Here is a 16,127-nt window from a genome sequence, read left to right on the forward strand (position 1 = left end):
CACCGGTGTGCCCCGCGCCGGGGCGGCCGTCCAGTCGCGCCTCAGCTTTCGTTCGGGCCGCGCCGCATCCGGATGACGCGCCGGATCATCTCCCACCCGCGCGCGGCCTCGCGGTCGCCCGCATCGCGCTCGGATCGCGCCCGCTCGGCCGCGTGGGCCTCGGACCGGTCGCCCATCAGATCGTAAAGACGGTGGGCCTGACGCACGGCTTCGCTTTGTTGCAGCATGATGTCCTCCCTCCATGGTTGACGCCGTTAGCATAGCACATTCCGGGCGCGTGGGGCAGGGCGGCCGGTCCGGTCAGCCGTATTGCGCCAGCATCTCCAGAAGGTCGTCATGGGTATTCGCCTCCTGCACGGGCTTGTCGGTGCGCCAGCGCAGCATTCTGGGAAAGCGCAGCGCCACGCCGGACTTGTGGCGCGTCGACTGCTGGATGCCTTCGAACCCGATCTCGAAGACCTGCTCGGCCGGGACCTGCCGGACGGGACCGAACCGGGCCAGCGTGTTGCGCCGCACCCAGTGGGTGATCTTGCGGAACTCGGCATCCGTCAGGCCGGAATAGGCCTTGGTGAAAGGCACCAGATCGTTGCCCTTCCAGACGGCGAAGGTGAAATCGGTATAGAGGTTCGCGCGCCGTCCATGCCCGGCCTGCGCATAGACCATCACCGCATCGATGGTCAGCGGATCGAGCTTCCATTTCCACCAGTCGCCCTTCTTGCGGCCAACATGGTAGGGCGAGCTCCGCCGTTTCAGCATCATGCCCTCGGACTGGCGGTCGCGCGCCTCCGCGCGGGTCGCGGCGAGGTCGTCCCACGTCTCGAACGGAGCGATGGGCGACAGCTTGACCGGCGCGTCGGGCGGCAGATCGGCGCAAAGGGCTTCGAGCCGGGCGCGTCGTTCGGCGAAGGGGGTCGCTCGAATGTCGCGGCCCCCGTCCTCGAGGAGATCGTAGGCATAGAGCATCGCGGGCGCCTCGGTCAGGAGCGATTTCGGCACCGTCTTGCGCCCGATCCGCTTCTGGAGGGCGGCGAAGGACATCGGCTGATCCGCCGCCCCGTCCCAGGCGAGGATTTCGCCGTCGAGAACGGTCCCGTCGGGCAGGAAGTCCCCCGCCCGCGCAAATTCAGGAAAGCGATGGGTGATCAACTCCTCGCCCCGGCTCCAGAGGTGATGCGTCCCGCCCCTGAGGATCAGCTGGCCGCGAATTCCGTCCCATTTCCATTCGGCCAGCCAGTCGGCGGGATCGCCCAGAACCTCCGGCCCGTCGCCACTCCCCGCCGCATCGGCCACCCCGTGCGCAAGGCAGAACGGGTAGGGGCGCGACAGGTCCGCCTCGGGGTCGGGTGCGACGATCAGTGCCTCGTAGCTGGTGGTTTCGGGCGTCCAGTTGCCCATGATCCGATGGGCCAGCTCGGCTTCTTCGATGCCCGTCGCCTGCGCCAGCGCACGGGTCATCAGCTTCTGGCTGACGCCGACGCGGAAGCCCCCGGTGATGAGCTTGTTGAAGACGAAGCGTTCGGCGCCGGCCAGCCCGTCCCACGCCGCCTCGATCATCGCCCGTTTCTCGGGCTCCTCGGCCTTCGACAGCGCCCGGATATCGGCGATCCAGTCCGACAGGCTGCGCTCGGCGATGTGTTTCGGGTCGGGCAGAACGAGGTGGATCGTCTCGGCGAGGTCGCCCACGACGTCGTAGCTGGACCGAAAGAGCCACATCGGCAGCCCCGCGATCTCGGCCGCCCATTCGGCCAGACGGGTCGCCGTCACCGTCCGCTTCGGCCGCCGCCCCGACAGGAGCGCGATGGTCCAGAGCCGGTCGGCATCGGGCGCGTCGCGGAAGTAATCGGCCAAAGCCGCGGTCTTGACGCTGGTCTTCGTCGTCTGGTCCAGCGCGGTGAAGAGGCGGGCGAAGCGCTTCATTGCCCGATATGCCCCGCGATCCGGACCAGCGCGCGGTCGGCGGCGGCCGAGCGGCCCGCGAAGATGTGGTAGTCATGGGGCACGCCCGGCTGGGCGTGCAGCGCGACCGCGACCCCGTCCGCCTGCATCCCCTTCGCGAGGCGGCGGGCGTCGGATTCGAGGAATTCGCCCTCGGCGATCTCGATCAGGGTCCGGGGAGCGCCCCGATAGGAGCCGAAGACCGGCGACACGGTGGGATCGGTTGCATCGGCCCCGGCGACATAGGCGCGCTGGAAGCGGCGGAGCGTGTCCTCGCTGAAGAGCAGTTCGCGATGCGAGGCGGGTTGGCGGTCGGGCCGCAGATCGGTGCCGGGCGAGATCAGGGTGACCGATTGCGGCGCCGTCCCGCGCGCAAGCATGTCCTGCAGCACTACGAGCGCCAGCGTCCCGCCCGCGCTGTCCCCGGCGAGGTGGAACGGGCCCGGCATCGCGCGGGCGGCGCGGCGGGTGTCGTCGGGGGCGGCGGGCCAGGGATGCTCGGGCGCAAGCCGGTAGCGGGGCACCCAGACCTCCATCCCCGTCGCGCGCGCGAGGTGGCCGGCAAAGCCCGCATAGCCGTCAGGCGAGCCCATCACGAAGCCGCCGCCATGGAGATAGAGGATGCGCCCCGACGCCGCTTCGGGCAAAGTCACGCGGGCCGGGATGCCGCCCAGATCGCGCCACTCGGCCCTGAGACCCAGCCGCTCCGTGATGATCGGCAAGGTCAGGGCGAAGGCGCGGCGCTGGACGGTCCAGGGCACAGGCAGCGCCAGCAGCGGGCGCTCGATCCAAGGTGCGGTGACCCGGCGCAGGGCGTCGAAGGCCGCGCTCATGCCTCGGCACCTTCCGCCTCGAGCAGCTCGTCGCCGAACTCCGTCTGCACGATCTCGGCGTCGAAGCCCTGTTCCTCCAGCCATTGCCGGAAGACGGTGGTGTAGCCATGCGTTGCGAAGATCCGGGTCGCCCCGGTCTCGGCGATAGCGGCATTGAGGCCCTTCCAGTCGGCATGGTCGCTGATGACGAAGCCCCGGTCGGCGGCCCGCCTGCGCCGCACGCCGCGCAGCGCCATCCAGCCCGATGCGATCCCCTGGCTTTGGGCGCCGAAGCGCCGCGCCCAAGGTTGCGCCAGCGCACCCGGCGGCGCGATCACCAGCGCCCCGGGGTGGGCCTTGAGATCCGTCTCGGGTGTCACGCGGATCGTTTCGGGCAGGGCGACGCCCTGGCCACGCAACACCGCGTTGGTGTTCTCGACCGCGCCATGCGTCAGGATCGGCCCGATCTGCGTGTCGGCCATGGTCATGACGCGCTGCGCCTTGCCCAGTGAATAAGCGCCGATCAGGCTGGTGCGCCCGGCCTCGCGATTGGCGCGCCACCAGCCGTTCAGCTGATCGGTCAGGACGTCCTCAGGCTCCCAGTCGAAGACCGGCAGGCCGAAGGTGCATTCGGTGATGAACGCGTCGCAGCGCACCGGCTCCCACGGCTCCGAGAGCGCGTCGGGCGCGGTCTTGTAGTCGCCCGACACGCACCAGACCTCGCCCCTGTGTTCTATCCGGATCTGCGCGCTGCCGGGGACGTGACCGGCGGGATGGAAGCTGACCGTGACGCCGTGGATGTCGCGGCGTTCGCCGTAAGCGATGCCCTCGGCAGTGATATCGCCCAGCCGATGCCGGATCACCGGCAGCGCCGCGTGGGTCGCGAGGTAGTGGCCGTGGCCGGGATAGGAGTGGTCCGCGTGGCCATGGGTGATCAGCGCCCGGTCGACTGGATGCCACGGGTCGATATGGAAGCGCCCGGCGGGGCAATAGATGCCGCTTTCGGTGAATTCGAGAACCATGCCGGTCTAGCTAGGGCGCGGCCCGGTCGACGACAGGGCGGGATCGGCGTGGCCGCTCTGCCATCGGATTTGTGGCGGCGGGGGAGGCCGAAATGGCAGGCGCCAGGACAAGTGCAGGGTCGGCGCGGGGTCTGGGGGTTCAGGTGTGGGGCGCAGGGGCTATGGCCAACCGTTCGGGCGCGACGCCCTGGCGTTCAGGTCGGCCCCTTTTCGGGATGGGGCGGCGCGGTGTGGCTTGGACGCAAGATCGGAATGCGTGCGTCGTGACACTCCCTGATGCGTCCGACCGTCCTCATCCCAACCGATCGGTCAGGAGCGGCGTCGATCCGGTCGGCCCGATGGACGGCGCAAGGGACGCCCTGATCTTGCGGGTTGCCTCGTCACCCTGCGCCCGATCCGCGTCCATCACGGTGCCTTCCTCACATTGCCGTCTCGCGTATGGTTCGGCGCCGCTTCGCCTAACCCAAGCGGCCTTCCCGCGTGCCTATACCAAGGGCCAGCCTGTCGCCGCTCTCCCAAATCATCCCTGTCTCGCCCGAAGGCCTTGCGGCCTGCTGAACCGCTACCCATCCGTCGGCTTCAGCTGCAATTCGCCCGCAGCCTCGGCCTCCCGGATGGCGGCGATGACGGCGAGCATTCCGGCCTCCGCCTCTTCGGGCTGGACGTCGTCGCGCTCGGCGGCATCCTCGCGGATCTGGGACGCCAGGCGCGTCGAGATGTTCGACAGCAGGAAATCGACGACCGGCGCTTGGCTTTCGGGCGCACCGGCCACCACCGCCGCCAGCTTGTCGGGCGGCACGGTACGGAGCGCGCGCGGCACGTCGCGCGGATCGAGCCGCTGTGGCACGTTCTCGAAGGAGAAAACGCTGGCCCGGACCTGTCCCGCGAAAGTCGCGTCGCTTTCGTCGAGCGCGTCGAGCAGCCCCCGGCGCAAATCCGACCGGGCCGCGTTCAGAATCTCGCCGATCCGAGCCTCGGGCGAGGTGGGGAAGGCCCGCGCGGGCGCGGCACAGGTCTGGCGCCCGAGCGCGAGGCCGATCCGGGCCAGCGCGGCGGGCCCGATCTCGCCGGTGCGCGAGAAGGCCGCCGTGACGCCGTTGGCGCGCGTCTCGTCCATTTGGCCGAGCAGCCGGGCGGCACGCTCGGGGACGAGCTTCGACAGGACGATCGCACAGATCTCGTCGCTCTCCTCGGTCAACAGCTCGGCGATATCGGCGTCGGGTTGCGCCGCAAGCTTCGCCCAGGTCGCGTCACCCACAACGAGGTTGTCGCCCAGTTCTGCCGTCATCGCCTCGACCACCTCGAGCGAGAGCGCGCCGTCGAACCCGGCGATGATCCGGGCGGGATCGCGCGGGAAGTGGAGGCCGATGGAATCGAGCGCGCCCGCGAATTCGCGCACCACTGCGGCCAGCGTCGGGCGGTCCACGAAGCGCAGATCAGCGAGATCGGAGACGAGGCGGCGCTGCTGATGCGCGGGCAATTCGCGGATGCCGGGATCGACGCCGCCGGAGACGAGAAGGTGGATGACCACGGCCGCCTTCTGGCGCGGCGACAGCTGGCGGACGGGCGCGTCGGCGCCGAGGGTCGGGGTCAGGTCGGACATCGGCGCGGGCAGCCTTCGGGTCGGGGGGTGCCCGGATCTCTAGCGGCCGCGCCTTAACGTTCCGTTGCCGCGACCCTCAATATCCGACGGTGTCGCCCGCGATGGCGGCGGCGAGCGCGATCTCGGGCCACGTGCCCCGCGCCCCGTGCGCGCGCAGATGCGCCAGCTGAAGCCGCGCCTCGTCCATGCGGCCCGCTTCGGCAAGGCCCTGACCCATGTAACTCCGGGCGAGGACATGGCCCGGATCGAGCGCCAGCGCCGCTTCGTAAAGGACCATGGCCCCGGCGAAATCGCCGCTCTTGCGGGTCGCGAAGCCGCGAACGGTCAGCGCATCGGCCGCCTCGGGGCGGTCGAGCGTGGCGAGGACGGTCAGCGCGTCATCCGCACGCCCGAAGGCGGCCAGCTCGCGCGCGCCGTCGAGGCGCGTGTCGTCGTCGAGGCGACTGTCGCGCGCATCGACGCAGGTCTTGGTCTTGGCGTCGAAGACCTGCGCGCCTGTGCAGCTCTCGGAGGTCTGGGTCGGCGTCGACGGCTCGCCACCGGCGGCGAGGGCGAGAGCAGGGAGGGCGGTCAGGATGGCGGCGAGGGCGAGGGGGCGCATGGCATACTCCGGATGCGGGTTCGCCGCAGAGCCTAGCACGTCCCCCCGCCAAGTCGCATCACATCGTGGCGAGCCCGGCATCCTCGGGCGCGCCGACCATCAGGTTGAGGTTCTGCACCGCTGTCCCGGAGGCCCCTTTGCCGAGATTGTCGAGCACCGCGACCACGGTCACGCGGCCCGCGCCGTCCCCCTGCACGGTCAGGACCATCCGGTTGCTGCCGTTTAGCGACTGGGGTTCGACACGCTCGCCCGGAAGTTCGACAGACACGAAGGGATCGCCCGCATAGAAATCACGCAGCGCGGCCTCGATCCGGGCGTGCCCCGCGATTTCGCCCGGCAGGTGGTCGGCATGGAGATGGAGTTGCACCGCCATGCCCTGCGCGAAGGCCCCGACCGATGGCTGGAAGAGCGGCATGCGGTCGAGCCCGCCATAGGCGACGATCTCGGGCAGGTGCTTGTGGGACTGCCCCATCGCGTAGAGGAAGTAGTCCGGCAGCGTTCCCGCATCATATTCCGCGATCAGCGACTTGCCGCCCCCGGTATAGCCCGAGATGCCCGTGAGGGTGACGGGATGGTCGGCGGGCAGGATGCCGGCTTCGGTCAGGGGGCGGATCATCGCGATCGACCCCGTGGCGTAGCAGCCGACATTCGCGACCCGCGCGGCCGACCGGATGCGGTCCCGCTGGCCGGGAAGTTCGGGCATCCCGTAGACCCAGCCCGCGGCGGTCCGGTGCGCCGTCGAGGCGTCGATTATCCGGGTGTCGCCGGCGAGGTCGATCGCCGCCCGCGCGGCGGCATCGGGCAGGCACAGGATGGCCACGTCGGCGGCGGCGAAGGCGTCGCGGCGGGCGGCGTCATCCTTGCGGCGCGCGTCGTCGATCTGGACGAGGCGGACATCGTCGCGCCCCTCCAGCCGCTCGCGGATCTGAAGACCGGTGGTTCCGGCCTCGCCGTCGATGAACACCGATGTGGTCATGGCTCGCCTCCAAATTGTGCCGCGGGGATACGCCGCGCCGCGCGCCATCGCAATGGGCGCGGGCGTGGCCCTAACTGGCGGCCCGTCGCCGAAGGAAGGCCGACAGCTTCGGCAATGCGTCGCGCAGCGTGTCCGCGGGGTTGCCGAAGCCGATCCGCAGGTAGCCTTCGGCCCCCATGACGGCGCCGGGGGTCAGGAGCACGCCTTCCTCGTCCAGGAGGTCGAGGCAGAGCTGCTCGGAGGGCAGGTCGAGGTCGTAGCGCAGGAGGCCCACGGTCCCGGCGCGGGGCCGCACCCAGTCGACCAGCGGCTCACGGGTGAGCCAGTCGTCCACGATGGCAAGGTTGTCGTGCGTGATGGCGCGCGACCGCGCGAGGATCCGATCCGCCTGTTCGAGCGCGATGGTCGCGAGATGGTCGTCGATCCGCCCGACCGAGATCGTGGTGTAGTCGCGGTGATGCGAAACGGCCTCGAGGACGTCGGGCGGGCCGACGACCCATCCGAGCCGCAGTCCCGCGAGCGAGAACGCCTTCGACATTCCGCCCGTCGCGATGCCGCGCTCGTAGAGATCGACGACCGAGGGCGTCGCGCCGGGGCCTTCCTGCGCCGTGCCGCGATAGACCTCGTCCACGAGGAGATCGGCACCCGCCGCCCGCGCGATCCGAACGATCTCGGCCAGAAGATCGCCGTCGATCAGGCTTCCGGTCGGATTGTTCGGATTCGTCAGCGCGATCATCTTCGTGCCCGGCCGCGCCGCCGCCCGGAGCGCGTCGAGGTCGGGCAGCCAGTCCTCGCGGCGGAGCGGAACCTCGACCACTTCGGCGCCGAGCGCCTTCGGGATCGACACGTGCTGCTGATAGGTCGGCACGAGCGTGACGATCCGCTCGCCCACGCCCACCATGGCCTGCCAGACAAGCGCATTGGCCCCAGCTGTGCCGTGGCAGATCATGACGTCCTCGGCCATGCGGTCCGAATAGAGCGACGCGATGGCGCCGCGCAGCGCGTCCGAGCCGGGGATCGCGCCATAGGTCATCTTCATCGCCAGGAGCGCCGACAGATCGTCGTCGTTGCGCCCGGCAAGCCGCAGCAATTCGCCGACCGTCAGGCTGTCGACACAGGTCTCGGCGATGTTGTGGCGGCATCGCGTCTCATGGGCGTTCATCCACATCTCAACGCCGAATGGATCGATCTGCATCGCGGTCTCCCTGTTCCGCCTTCGGACGGCTCCCGATGGGTTTGGTCGAGGCGGCAGCGATGGGCAAGCGGCGGGGCGTGCCCCGACGTCAGGTGGTCCGATCCTTCGTGGCGTCTCTGCGGACTGGCGCGGTCGATCTTCTGGCAAGCGATCTCGCCGCGTCCGACCGCGCGCGACGTTAATTCACACAGGCTGCGGCGCTGCATGAACGCGTGGTGCGCCCCGGTTTTCGGCGCGACCACGCCCTCCGGCGGGCGGCGTTCAAAAGGGTTCGAGATCGACAAATGTTGCGCTAGATGGGAAGAAAATCACCCGGTTAGCCCTTCCGTTGCATACCGCGGAAGGGCTATGAAGCCGCACCCAACCGGTTGCATGAGGCAGGCCCGTGAACGAATGGATCGACCCGAGCGACCTCGCGCTCGACAATTGCGACCGCGAGCCGATCCACCGGCCGGGCCGCATCCAGCCCTTCGGCGCGATGCTGATCGGGCCGCTCGATCTGTCGCGGATCGACTTCGCCAGTACCAATCTCGCCGAGGTGCTCGACCACGACGCCAAGTCCGTTCTGGGTCAGTCCTTCCACACCGTGCTTGACCCGAAGGTCCTGCACGACATCCGCAACATGCTGACCCTCCCGACCGCCAAGACCCAGCGCGAGCGCGTCGGCGTGGCCGAGGTCGCGGGGCGTCGCATCGAGATCTTCGCCCATCGCAGCCCGGACGACCGCGCCGTCATCGAGCTCGAACCCGTACAAAGCCAAAGCGATGGCGATCGGGAGCACCCGATCGACCGGATGCGCCTGTTCCTGGCGCACGCGTCGCGGCAGGACACGCTGAACCGCTTCCTGCAGTCCTGTGTCCACGGCCTGCGCGATCTCCTGGGCTATGACCGGGTCCTCGCCTACCGCTACTCCGCGAACGGCGATGGCGAGGTTGTGGCCGAGGCGCGCATGCATGACATCGAGAGCCTGCTTGGCCTGCGCTACCCGGCCTGGGACGTGCCGACGCAGGCGCGGACGATGCAGATCAAGGCCCCGCTCCGGATGTTGAGCGATGTCCACCAGACACCCGTCGGCCTGCTGGGGCACACCGAGGATCCCGAATCGGTCGACATCTCGCTGGCGCATCTGCGCGGCGTGTCGCCGATCCATGTCGAATACCTCGCGAATATGGGTGTCCACGCGACGTTGACGATCGGGCTGATCGTCGAGGGACGGCTCTGGGGCATGTTCGCGTGCCATCACCGTCAGCCGAGGACGACGCGTTCGGATGTCCGTATCGCGGCCGAACTCTTCGGCCAGATGGTGTCGCTGCTTATCCAGCAGCGGTCCGAGGTCGAGTTGCTGGACGCGCGCAACAAGGCCGAAGCGGCGCGGCGCCGGATCCTCGCCGAAACCGATGCCGCCACGGACCTGCTGCACTCGTTCCCCGACATGGAAAAGATCCTCGCGAACGTGATCGCCTGCGACGGCCTGGCGATCATCCGCGACGACAAGCTCCAGACCTCGGGCTCCGTGCCCTCGGCCGAGGCGATCCGGGCCATCGGCAACCGGCGCCCCAGCAGCTTCGACCTCGTCGAAGGAACCACTACGCTCGCCGCCGAGGGCTGGGCAGGATCGCATGACCTCGGCGCAAGTGCCGGGTGCCTGATTATCCGCTGCGCGGCCGTGGCCCCGCTGCAGTTGCTGTTCTTCCGGGACGAGAAGCTTCTGCAGGTCACATGGGCCGGCAAGCCGCAGAAGGACGTCTCGCTCGGGCCGCACGGGGCGCGGCTCAGCCCGCGGGGCTCGTTCGAAGCCTATTCGGAGGAGCAGAAGGGCCGGTCGGTCGACTGGACGGGGTTCGATCTGGAAGCCGCGAGCGAGTTGCAGCGCCTTCTGACCCAGATCACCGCGCGCGGCGAGCGGGCCGAAATGAACCGGCACAAGGACCTGATGAACTATCAGCGTCAGCAGGACCTGATGATCGCCGAGCTGAACCACCGGGTGAAGAACATCCTCGCGCTCATCCGGTCGTTGTCACGGCAGGCCAAGGCGTCGTCGGCGTCGCTGGAAAGTTACGCGCAGGCACTGGAGCAACGGATCGCGGCGCTGGCCGCGGCGCATGACCTCGCGGTATCCAACAGCATGAGCGGTGTGTCGCTGCGCGGCATCCTCGAGACCGAACTGGCGCCCTTCCTCTCCGAGGACAGTGCCCAGGTCCTGATGAGCGGACCCCTCATCGGGCTCAGGCCCGACGTCGCCCCGATGATCGCGCTCGTCTTCCACGAGGTGGTCACCAATGCCACGAAATACGGCGCACTCAGCACGTCCGAGGGTCTCGTCCGCACGAAGTGGACGATCGAGGGCGGCGAGCTGCAATTCTCATGGAAGGAACTCGGCGGACCCGAGGTCAAAGAGCCCGAACGGCACGGCTTCGGCCGCACCCTGATCGAGAAGGCGATCCCCTACGAGTTCGACGGTACGGTCGAGATGGACTACGCGCCAAGCGGCGTGACCATGTCGTTCCGCCTGCCGGCCGATACGCTGGTCCAGATGACGGAAGAGTCGCCGTCCAAGGTCGTGGGCAAGATCACCGAGATCCGGCAGGTCGCATCGGGTGCGCGCATCCTTCTCGTCGAGGACAACATCGTTCTCTCGATGGACATGGTCGAAAGCCTGACCCGGCGCGGCGCGGCCGTGGTCGAGACGGCCGCCACAGTCGAGGAGGCGCTGCGCCTGGTCCGCAAGGAGCCGTTCGACGCGGCCATCCTCGACATGAACCTGCGCGGCGTCGTCAGCTTCGCGATCGGCGAGGAGCTGATGGCCAAGGGCGTGCCCTTCATGTTCGTGACGGGCTACGGCTCGACGGTGGACGTTCCGCCGTCGTTCAAGGATGTGCCCATCCTCACCAAGCCGGTCGACGACGGAACGCTCGCCGCAAGCCTCGCCGAGCTCCTGCCGTCCGACCTGTCCCAGCCTTGACCGCGGCTGCCGATGGCGGGCGCATGCCGCCGGATGGGCCTGCGGGTGCGATGATCGCGGCGTGCGCGCATCCGGCGCTGCGCGCGGCGACAGATGCCGCCCATGTCGAACTCGACACGAGCATGTCCGCCTTCGATCTGGCCACGCGCGAAGGCTACCGCCGATTTCTCGGCGTCCAAGCGGCGGCGCTTCCGCCGCTGGAGGCGGCCCTGACGGTGGGCGGCTTCGCGGCCATCTGTCCCGACTGGACGCCACGCATGGCCCCGTTGGCCCAGGCGCTCGACCGCATGGCCATCCCGATGCCGCCGACCAGGACGACCACGCCGATGGGGGCGGCGATGCTCTGGGGCGTGGCCTACGTTCTCGAAGGATCGCGACTGGGCGGCCGGATGCTGGCGCAAACGGTGCGGGGCGGCGAGGTGGGAGAGGACGCCGATGCGACGGCGTTCCTGACCGATCGCCCCCAGCTCTCGTGGCCCGCGTTCAAGACGGCGCTTGGCGCGGCCCTGACGGACGGGGCCGAGATCGACGCGGCCATCGACGGGGCACGGCTTGCGTTCGACCAGTACCTTGATGCCGTCCGCCTCGAGACCGCCGCCGGGTCCGTCGCCGCCGCGGGGCCGCACCGCTAGCGCAGGATGTCGCGGCCCATCTGGCGGTAGAGGTCGACGTAATCCAGCAGCACCCAGTTCTCGGCGATGCGGCCGTCCGCGATCCGGTAGAAATCCATCACCCGCAGCGTCAGTTTCGCATCCTGGGCCAGCACCCCGAGATATGGCGCGCGCATCGTCATGGTCATCGACGGCCAGCCCGAGACGGCGGCATAGTCACCATCGCCGATCCGGCAGTAGTGGTTGCCGCCCTTGCGGTCGGGGAAGGCCGTCAGGAACGCGTCCCGGTGATCCTTGACGAAGCCGTCCCAGCGAAAATTCGACCCGATGCCGCAGGGCCCGTACCAGAGCATGTCGTCGGCCCACGTGCCGCCCTCTCCGGTCTGACCAACAGAGCCCTTCGTCTCGGGGTCGTAGACATGCAGCGCGCCCAGCATCCGTTCGACCACGTCGAGGCTGGCCGCCCCTCCGGCACGGGGCGGGCAGAGGCCGTCCTGCGTGGCGGGGGCAGGGAAGGCAATCTCGGTCCCGAGGCCATGGCCGTCCCATGGATCGCGCCCGGCCTGACGCATGAGGTCGGGCAGGTCGAGGATGATGCGGCTCTCGACGATGTGGTGCCCATCCCCGGACAGTCGGTGGAACTCGCCGGCGCGCAGAAAAGCGAGCTTGCCTGATGGCGTGACACCCCAGAGGGCGCCGTCATGCATGCCGACGTAATGCGAGACGCAGACCAGCCAGTCGCCCCCGGTGTCCCGCCGGTTCGGGCCGCCGATCACGATCAGGTCGCGACGGTGCAGACCCGTCAGCGCCGCGCGCAACGGCGCCACCACATCGGCCATGATCGCGCCGCGCCCCGTCACGCGGTCGACGGGCGCCATCATGTCCCACGCCGCATCCGGCGCGAGGATCGACGGGTCTTCGTCGCGGAACAGGCGCGCGAGGCCCTCGGCAAGGGCAGGGCGGGGGTCGGGGGCGGTCATCGTCATGGCGGGTCTCGTGATTAGCGCTTGCCACGGCGGGCGGGGCGCGGCTAGCGTCTTTGCAAACGTATGCACGGGAGGGTGTGGCACGTTCGGATCGGCGTTTGAAGCGTCGATCGTTGAAACCCGGACCACGTCCCGGCAGGGTGCGTCCAGACGAAACCCGGCCCGAACCGGGAGCATGTAATGACATCGACAGGGAGACTACGATGCTGATGAAGAAACTGGCCCTTGCGGGCGCGTTCGCCCTGATGGGCTCCACCGCCATGGCCGCCTGCGCCTTCGAGAACGATGTCGAGGTCAAGTCGCTCTCGGCCGGGTTCGAGGCCTGGAAGGCCGTCACCGACGCGATGGCCGAATGCGGCAATGTCGAAGCCGAGCTCGACCAAGAGTTCCGGACCAAGCAACCCGCGGCCTTCGCCGCCGATCCGTCGCTCTATGCGCTGGGCGGCGTGTCCAACGGAACAATCACCCCCCTTCTGAACGAGGGCACGATCCGGCCGCTCGACGATCTGGTCGAGCAGTATGGCGCCAACCTCGCCGACAACCAGCTGATCCGCGTCAACGGCGAGATCATGGCCATCGCGATGATGGTGAACACCCAGCACCTCATGTACCGCAAGGACATCTTCGAGGATCTGGGGCTCGAGGTTCCGACCACCTATGACGAGGTTCTCGAAGTGGCGGCCGCCATCCGCGAGGCCGGTGTCGTGGAATACCCGCTGGGTGCCACGATGATGTCGGGCTGGAACCTGGCGCAGGACTTCAACAACATGTTCGTCGGCTTCGGCGGCAACTTCTACAACGACGACTCGACCCCGGCGGTGAATTCCGAGGCGGGCGTGCAGGCGCTGGAGATGATGCAGGCCCTGACCGAGTACATGGATCCCGAGTACCTCGTGTCCGACTCGACCTATGTCCAGCAGCAGTTCCAGCAAGGCAAGATCGCCATGGCGAACCTCTGGGCATCGCGCGGCGGGGCGATGGACGACGAAGCCGAGAGCGAGGTCGTGGGCCTCGTCGGCTCCGCGGCCGCACCGATCGCGGTCGACGGCGGCGTGCCCGCGACGACGCTCTGGTGGGACGGCCTCGTGGTCGCGCGCAACATCGACGACGCCACGGCGGAAGCCGCGTTCCGCGTCGCGATGGAGGGTCTCGACGAAACGATGGTGACGGCGAACAACGACGACGCCATCTGGCTCGTCGGTGGCTACCAGCCCTCGGAGATGGCCTCGGGCGCCATCGCCACGGCGACCGCGCAGCCGGCTCCGCCGAGCTATCCCTCGACTAGCCAGATGGGTCTGATGCACACCGCGTTGGGCAATGAACTGCCGTCCTTCTTCACGGGCGAACGCTCGGCCGAAGAGGCGCTGGCCGCCGTCGAGGAGGCCTATACCTCGGCCGCGCAGGAAGCCGGTCTTCTCGAATAAGACCATCCGCAGATCGCGGGGCGGGGACGAACCCGCCCCGGCACCACGCCCGGCCCTCGCAAGGGGGCCGGGCGTTTCTCGTTCGGGCCGGGCGCCGGCGTCAGTCCACGCGGCGGGCCACGATCCCCCGGCTCGTTCGCGAGGGCGGCCCCGACGGGAAGGCGTAGGTCCGCAGGACCTCGAACCCGGCCTTGCCCAGCAGGCCGAGGATCTCGGTGCGACCGAAGGTGCGGTGCCGCCATTGCAGCCAGATGATCGCGTTGCACCAATGGGGTTTGGACACCACCAGATGCAGCCGCCCACCGGGTCGGAGGATCGCGCGCATCTGCCGCAATGCCTCGAGCGGGTCGGGGCAATGCTCGATGACGTGAGCAGCCAGCGCCTCGTCCGCCGGCGCCACTGGCGCTTCGCCCAGCAACCCCTGCACAAGGCGCGGCGTCACGCCCCGCGCCCGGAGCGCGGCCTCGCCCCGTTCCAGCATGCCGGCACTCGGGTCGAGCAGGGTCAGCGCGCCGGGGGCGCCGTTGATCGCGACCCAGGCATCGGCGAGGGCCGCCGTGCCCGCGCCGATATCGACCACATGCGCGGCCGGTCCTGGGGCATCCTGCGGCGTCGACAGGAACCCGAGATAAGCGTCGTAATAGCCAAGCGCGCGCATCTTGTCGCCCCAGCGGGGCGCGGCGCTGTCGTAGCCATGGGTAAGGGACGGGGAGCTTTGCGTCATCGCAGAAGCCTGCCCGACCGCGCGCGGGAGTTCCAGATCCGGCGCGCGATCCGCACCGAACGGGATGCGGTCAATGCGCGTTCCAGCCTTGCTGGACAGAGCCTAGGAGCCGCAGGCTTGCGACTTGCCGGCCGCGCCCGAGGCGTCGCGATCCGGGCCTCGTTCGAAAAGCCGTGACAGGATTGACTACGTATGCAACGCTCACCCGGAGGGACAGCGGCCGGGGGGCGGTGCCATGAAGTTCAAGACCTTCGCGATGTTCGTCGGACCGTCCGTCGTGCTGATGCTGCTCTTCATCGCGTTCCCACTGGTTTCCGTCTTCATCAACTCGTTCCAGGTGACCAATCCGGTGTTCCAGACGCAGGAGGTCGAGACCTGCACGCCCGGCTTCTTGACGCAGACCTGTACGACCGAGGTCAAGACGATCCCGGTGCTCGACGACGACGGCGACCCGATCCGCGTGACGGAATGGGTCGGGTTCGGAAGCTATGCCAACGTGCTGGGCGGCCAGCGGGCGATCGACGCGATCACGTCCCTCGATTTCGGCGCATTGCTGCGGATCGACTTCTGGAAGGCCCTGCGCTTCACGCTGACCTTCACGCTGATCACCCTGCCGCTCGTGCTGGGCCTCGGCCTCGCCATTGCAATTGTGGTCAACAACGCGACCCGGACCGTGAAGGGCCCGGTCATCTTCGTCTCGCTCCTGCCGTTCATCATCACCCCCGTGATCGGCGCGCTGTCGATCCGCTGGCTGTTCTACGGCGACGGGATCGTGACGGTCTGGCTGGAGGCGCTCTTCAACACCAATCTCAGCGTCGCGGCCAATGGCTGGGCGATCGAGTTCCTGATGATGTTCTACCGCGTCTGGCACGTGGCCCCCTTCGCCTTCGTGATCTTCTACGCGGGCCTCCAGACCGTGAACCAGGACACCCTCGAGAGCGCGATCATCGACGGCGCCTCGCGTTGGGAGCGGCTGCGCTACGTGGTCATCCCGCACCTGATGCCGCTGATCGTATTCATCACGCTGATCCACCTGATGGACGCCTACCGCGCCTTCGAGGAGGTGATCGGCTTCTCGTCCGAAAGCCACCGTATCACGCTGCAATACCTGACCTACGACTACCTGACACCGGACGATGCGGGGAACCGCGCGGTGTCCTCGGCCAGCGCCTCGGCCATGCTGACGATGATCGGGGTGGTCGTATTGCTGGCGGCCCCGCTACGCCGCACCTGGCGCGACCACAGGGGCGGATGATGTCGACACCCACCAGAGAGA

14 protein-coding genes are annotated in these 16,127 nt (G+C 68.7%); 4 read left to right on the top strand and 10 right to left on the bottom strand.

The features are described 5' to 3' along the window. Positions 1–41: 41 nt before the first annotated feature. From ACK8OR_RS01895 to ACK8OR_RS01930, 8 genes are all read right to left on the bottom strand, one after another. Complete coding sequence (locus ACK8OR_RS01895; RefSeq protein WP_298431420.1) at positions 42–227, bottom strand: hypothetical protein; 186 nt, start codon at positions 225–227, stop codon at positions 42–44. A gap of 73 nt (positions 228–300) precedes the next feature. Continuing rightward, on the bottom strand, positions 301–1,917 hold the full coding sequence (locus ACK8OR_RS01900; protein ID WP_410187779.1) for an ATP-dependent DNA ligase: 1,617 nt from the start codon (positions 1,915–1,917) through the stop codon (positions 301–303). Continuing rightward, entirely contained in the window at positions 1,914–2,768 is an 855-nt protein-coding gene (locus ACK8OR_RS01905; RefSeq protein ID WP_410187780.1) for an alpha/beta hydrolase, read from the bottom strand. Before ACK8OR_RS01905 ends, ACK8OR_RS01900 begins: the two co-directional genes overlap by 4 nt. Then, positions 2,765–3,769 carry a ligase-associated DNA damage response exonuclease gene (locus ACK8OR_RS01910; protein WP_410187781.1) on the bottom strand — a complete coding sequence of 335 codons (1,005 nt, stop codon included), beginning with the start codon at positions 3,767–3,769 and terminating at the stop codon, positions 2,765–2,767. Before ACK8OR_RS01910 ends, ACK8OR_RS01905 begins: the two co-directional genes overlap by 4 nt. Positions 3,770–4,331: 562 nt before the next feature. Beyond that, positions 4,332–5,372, bottom strand: a complete 1,041-nt coding sequence (locus ACK8OR_RS01915; protein ID WP_410187782.1) for a FliG C-terminal domain-containing protein — start codon at positions 5,370–5,372, stop codon at positions 4,332–4,334. A 76-nt stretch (positions 5,373–5,448) separates the two neighbouring features. Then, positions 5,449–5,973, bottom strand: a complete 525-nt coding sequence (locus tag ACK8OR_RS01920; protein ID WP_410187783.1) for a tetratricopeptide repeat protein — start codon at positions 5,971–5,973, stop codon at positions 5,449–5,451. Between the two features lie 58 nt (positions 5,974–6,031). Further along, positions 6,032–6,949 (bottom strand): N-acetyl-gamma-glutamyl-phosphate reductase, encoded by a 918-nt coding sequence (argC, locus tag ACK8OR_RS01925; RefSeq protein WP_410187784.1) that lies wholly within the window; start codon positions 6,947–6,949, stop codon positions 6,032–6,034. A gap of 70 nt (positions 6,950–7,019) precedes the next feature. Further along, positions 7,020–8,144 carry an aminotransferase class I/II-fold pyridoxal phosphate-dependent enzyme gene (locus ACK8OR_RS01930; protein ID WP_410187785.1) on the bottom strand — a complete coding sequence of 375 codons (1,125 nt, stop codon included), beginning with the start codon at positions 8,142–8,144 and terminating at the stop codon, positions 7,020–7,022. 385 nt (positions 8,145–8,529) lie between these two features. Here ACK8OR_RS01930 and ACK8OR_RS01935 point away from each other — a divergent pair, with 385 nt between their 5' ends. Further along, positions 8,530–11,106, top strand: a complete 2,577-nt coding sequence (locus tag ACK8OR_RS01935; protein WP_410187786.1) for an HWE histidine kinase domain-containing protein — start codon at positions 8,530–8,532, stop codon at positions 11,104–11,106. Between the two features lie 50 nt (positions 11,107–11,156). Continuing rightward, positions 11,157–11,738, top strand: a complete 582-nt coding sequence (locus ACK8OR_RS01940; protein WP_410187787.1) for a biliverdin-producing heme oxygenase — start codon at positions 11,157–11,159, stop codon at positions 11,736–11,738. Here the strand turns inward: ACK8OR_RS01940 and ACK8OR_RS01945 are convergent. Continuing rightward, positions 11,735–12,703, bottom strand: coding sequence for a nuclear transport factor 2 family protein (locus ACK8OR_RS01945; protein ID WP_410187788.1), 969 nt, complete (start codon positions 12,701–12,703; stop codon positions 11,735–11,737). The two genes, ACK8OR_RS01940 and ACK8OR_RS01945, sit on opposite strands and share 4 nt — an antisense overlap. 203 nt (positions 12,704–12,906) lie before the next feature. On the opposite strand from ACK8OR_RS01945, the gene ACK8OR_RS01950 reads away from it, so the two are divergent. Then, positions 12,907–14,127, top strand: a complete 1,221-nt coding sequence (locus tag ACK8OR_RS01950; RefSeq protein ID WP_410187789.1) for an ABC transporter substrate-binding protein — start codon at positions 12,907–12,909, stop codon at positions 14,125–14,127. A gap of 100 nt (positions 14,128–14,227) precedes the next feature. Here the strand turns inward: ACK8OR_RS01950 and ACK8OR_RS01955 are convergent, their stop codons facing one another. Beyond that, positions 14,228–14,851 carry a class I SAM-dependent methyltransferase gene (locus ACK8OR_RS01955; RefSeq protein WP_410187790.1) on the bottom strand — a complete coding sequence of 208 codons (624 nt, stop codon included), beginning with the start codon at positions 14,849–14,851 and terminating at the stop codon, positions 14,228–14,230. A 235-nt stretch (positions 14,852–15,086) separates the two neighbouring features. Between ACK8OR_RS01955 and ACK8OR_RS01960 the strand changes: the two genes are divergently transcribed. After that, a complete protein-coding gene (locus ACK8OR_RS01960) occupies positions 15,087–16,106 on the top strand; it encodes a carbohydrate ABC transporter permease (protein WP_410187791.1) in 1,020 nt (339 codons plus the stop codon). Positions 16,107–16,127 lie beyond the last annotated feature (21 nt).

The organism is Jannaschia halovivens (assembly GCF_046452375.1).
GTDB lineage: Bacteria > Pseudomonadota > Alphaproteobacteria > Rhodobacterales > Rhodobacteraceae > Jannaschia > Jannaschia halovivens.

Excerpts from the sequence above, each read along its gene's own strand:
- ACK8OR_RS01920 (WP_410187783.1), bottom strand. The coding sequence starts at position 5,973 with ATGCGCCCCCTCGCCCTCGCCGCCATCCTGACCGCCCTCCCTGCTCTC.
- ACK8OR_RS01955 (WP_410187790.1), bottom strand. The coding sequence starts at position 14,851 with ATGACGCAAAGCTCCCCGTCCCTTACCCATGGCTACGACAGCGCCGCG.
- ACK8OR_RS01960 (WP_410187791.1), top strand. The coding sequence starts at position 15,087 with ATGAAGTTCAAGACCTTCGCGATGTTCGTCGGACCGTCCGTCGTGCTG.
- ACK8OR_RS01915 (WP_410187782.1), bottom strand. The coding sequence starts at position 5,372 with ATGTCCGACCTGACCCCGACCCTCGGCGCCGACGCGCCCGTCCGCCAG.
- ACK8OR_RS01950 (WP_410187789.1), top strand. The coding sequence starts at position 12,907 with ATGCTGATGAAGAAACTGGCCCTTGCGGGCGCGTTCGCCCTGATGGGC.
- ACK8OR_RS01930 (WP_410187785.1), bottom strand. The coding sequence starts at position 8,144 with ATGCAGATCGATCCATTCGGCGTTGAGATGTGGATGAACGCCCATGAG.
- ACK8OR_RS01945 (WP_410187788.1), bottom strand. The coding sequence starts at position 12,703 with ATGACGATGACCGCCCCCGACCCCCGCCCTGCCCTTGCCGAGGGCCTC.
- ACK8OR_RS01910 (WP_410187781.1), bottom strand. The coding sequence starts at position 3,769 with ATGGTTCTCGAATTCACCGAAAGCGGCATCTATTGCCCCGCCGGGCGC.
- ACK8OR_RS01900 (WP_410187779.1), bottom strand. The coding sequence starts at position 1,917 with ATGAAGCGCTTCGCCCGCCTCTTCACCGCGCTGGACCAGACGACGAAG.
- ACK8OR_RS01905 (WP_410187780.1), bottom strand. The coding sequence starts at position 2,768 with ATGAGCGCGGCCTTCGACGCCCTGCGCCGGGTCACCGCACCTTGGATC.
- ACK8OR_RS01895 (WP_298431420.1), bottom strand. The coding sequence starts at position 227 with ATGCTGCAACAAAGCGAAGCCGTGCGTCAGGCCCACCGTCTTTACGAT.
- argC (WP_410187784.1), bottom strand. The coding sequence starts at position 6,949 with ATGACCACATCGGTGTTCATCGACGGCGAGGCCGGAACCACCGGTCTT.
- ACK8OR_RS01940 (WP_410187787.1), top strand. The coding sequence starts at position 11,157 with ATGATCGCGGCGTGCGCGCATCCGGCGCTGCGCGCGGCGACAGATGCC.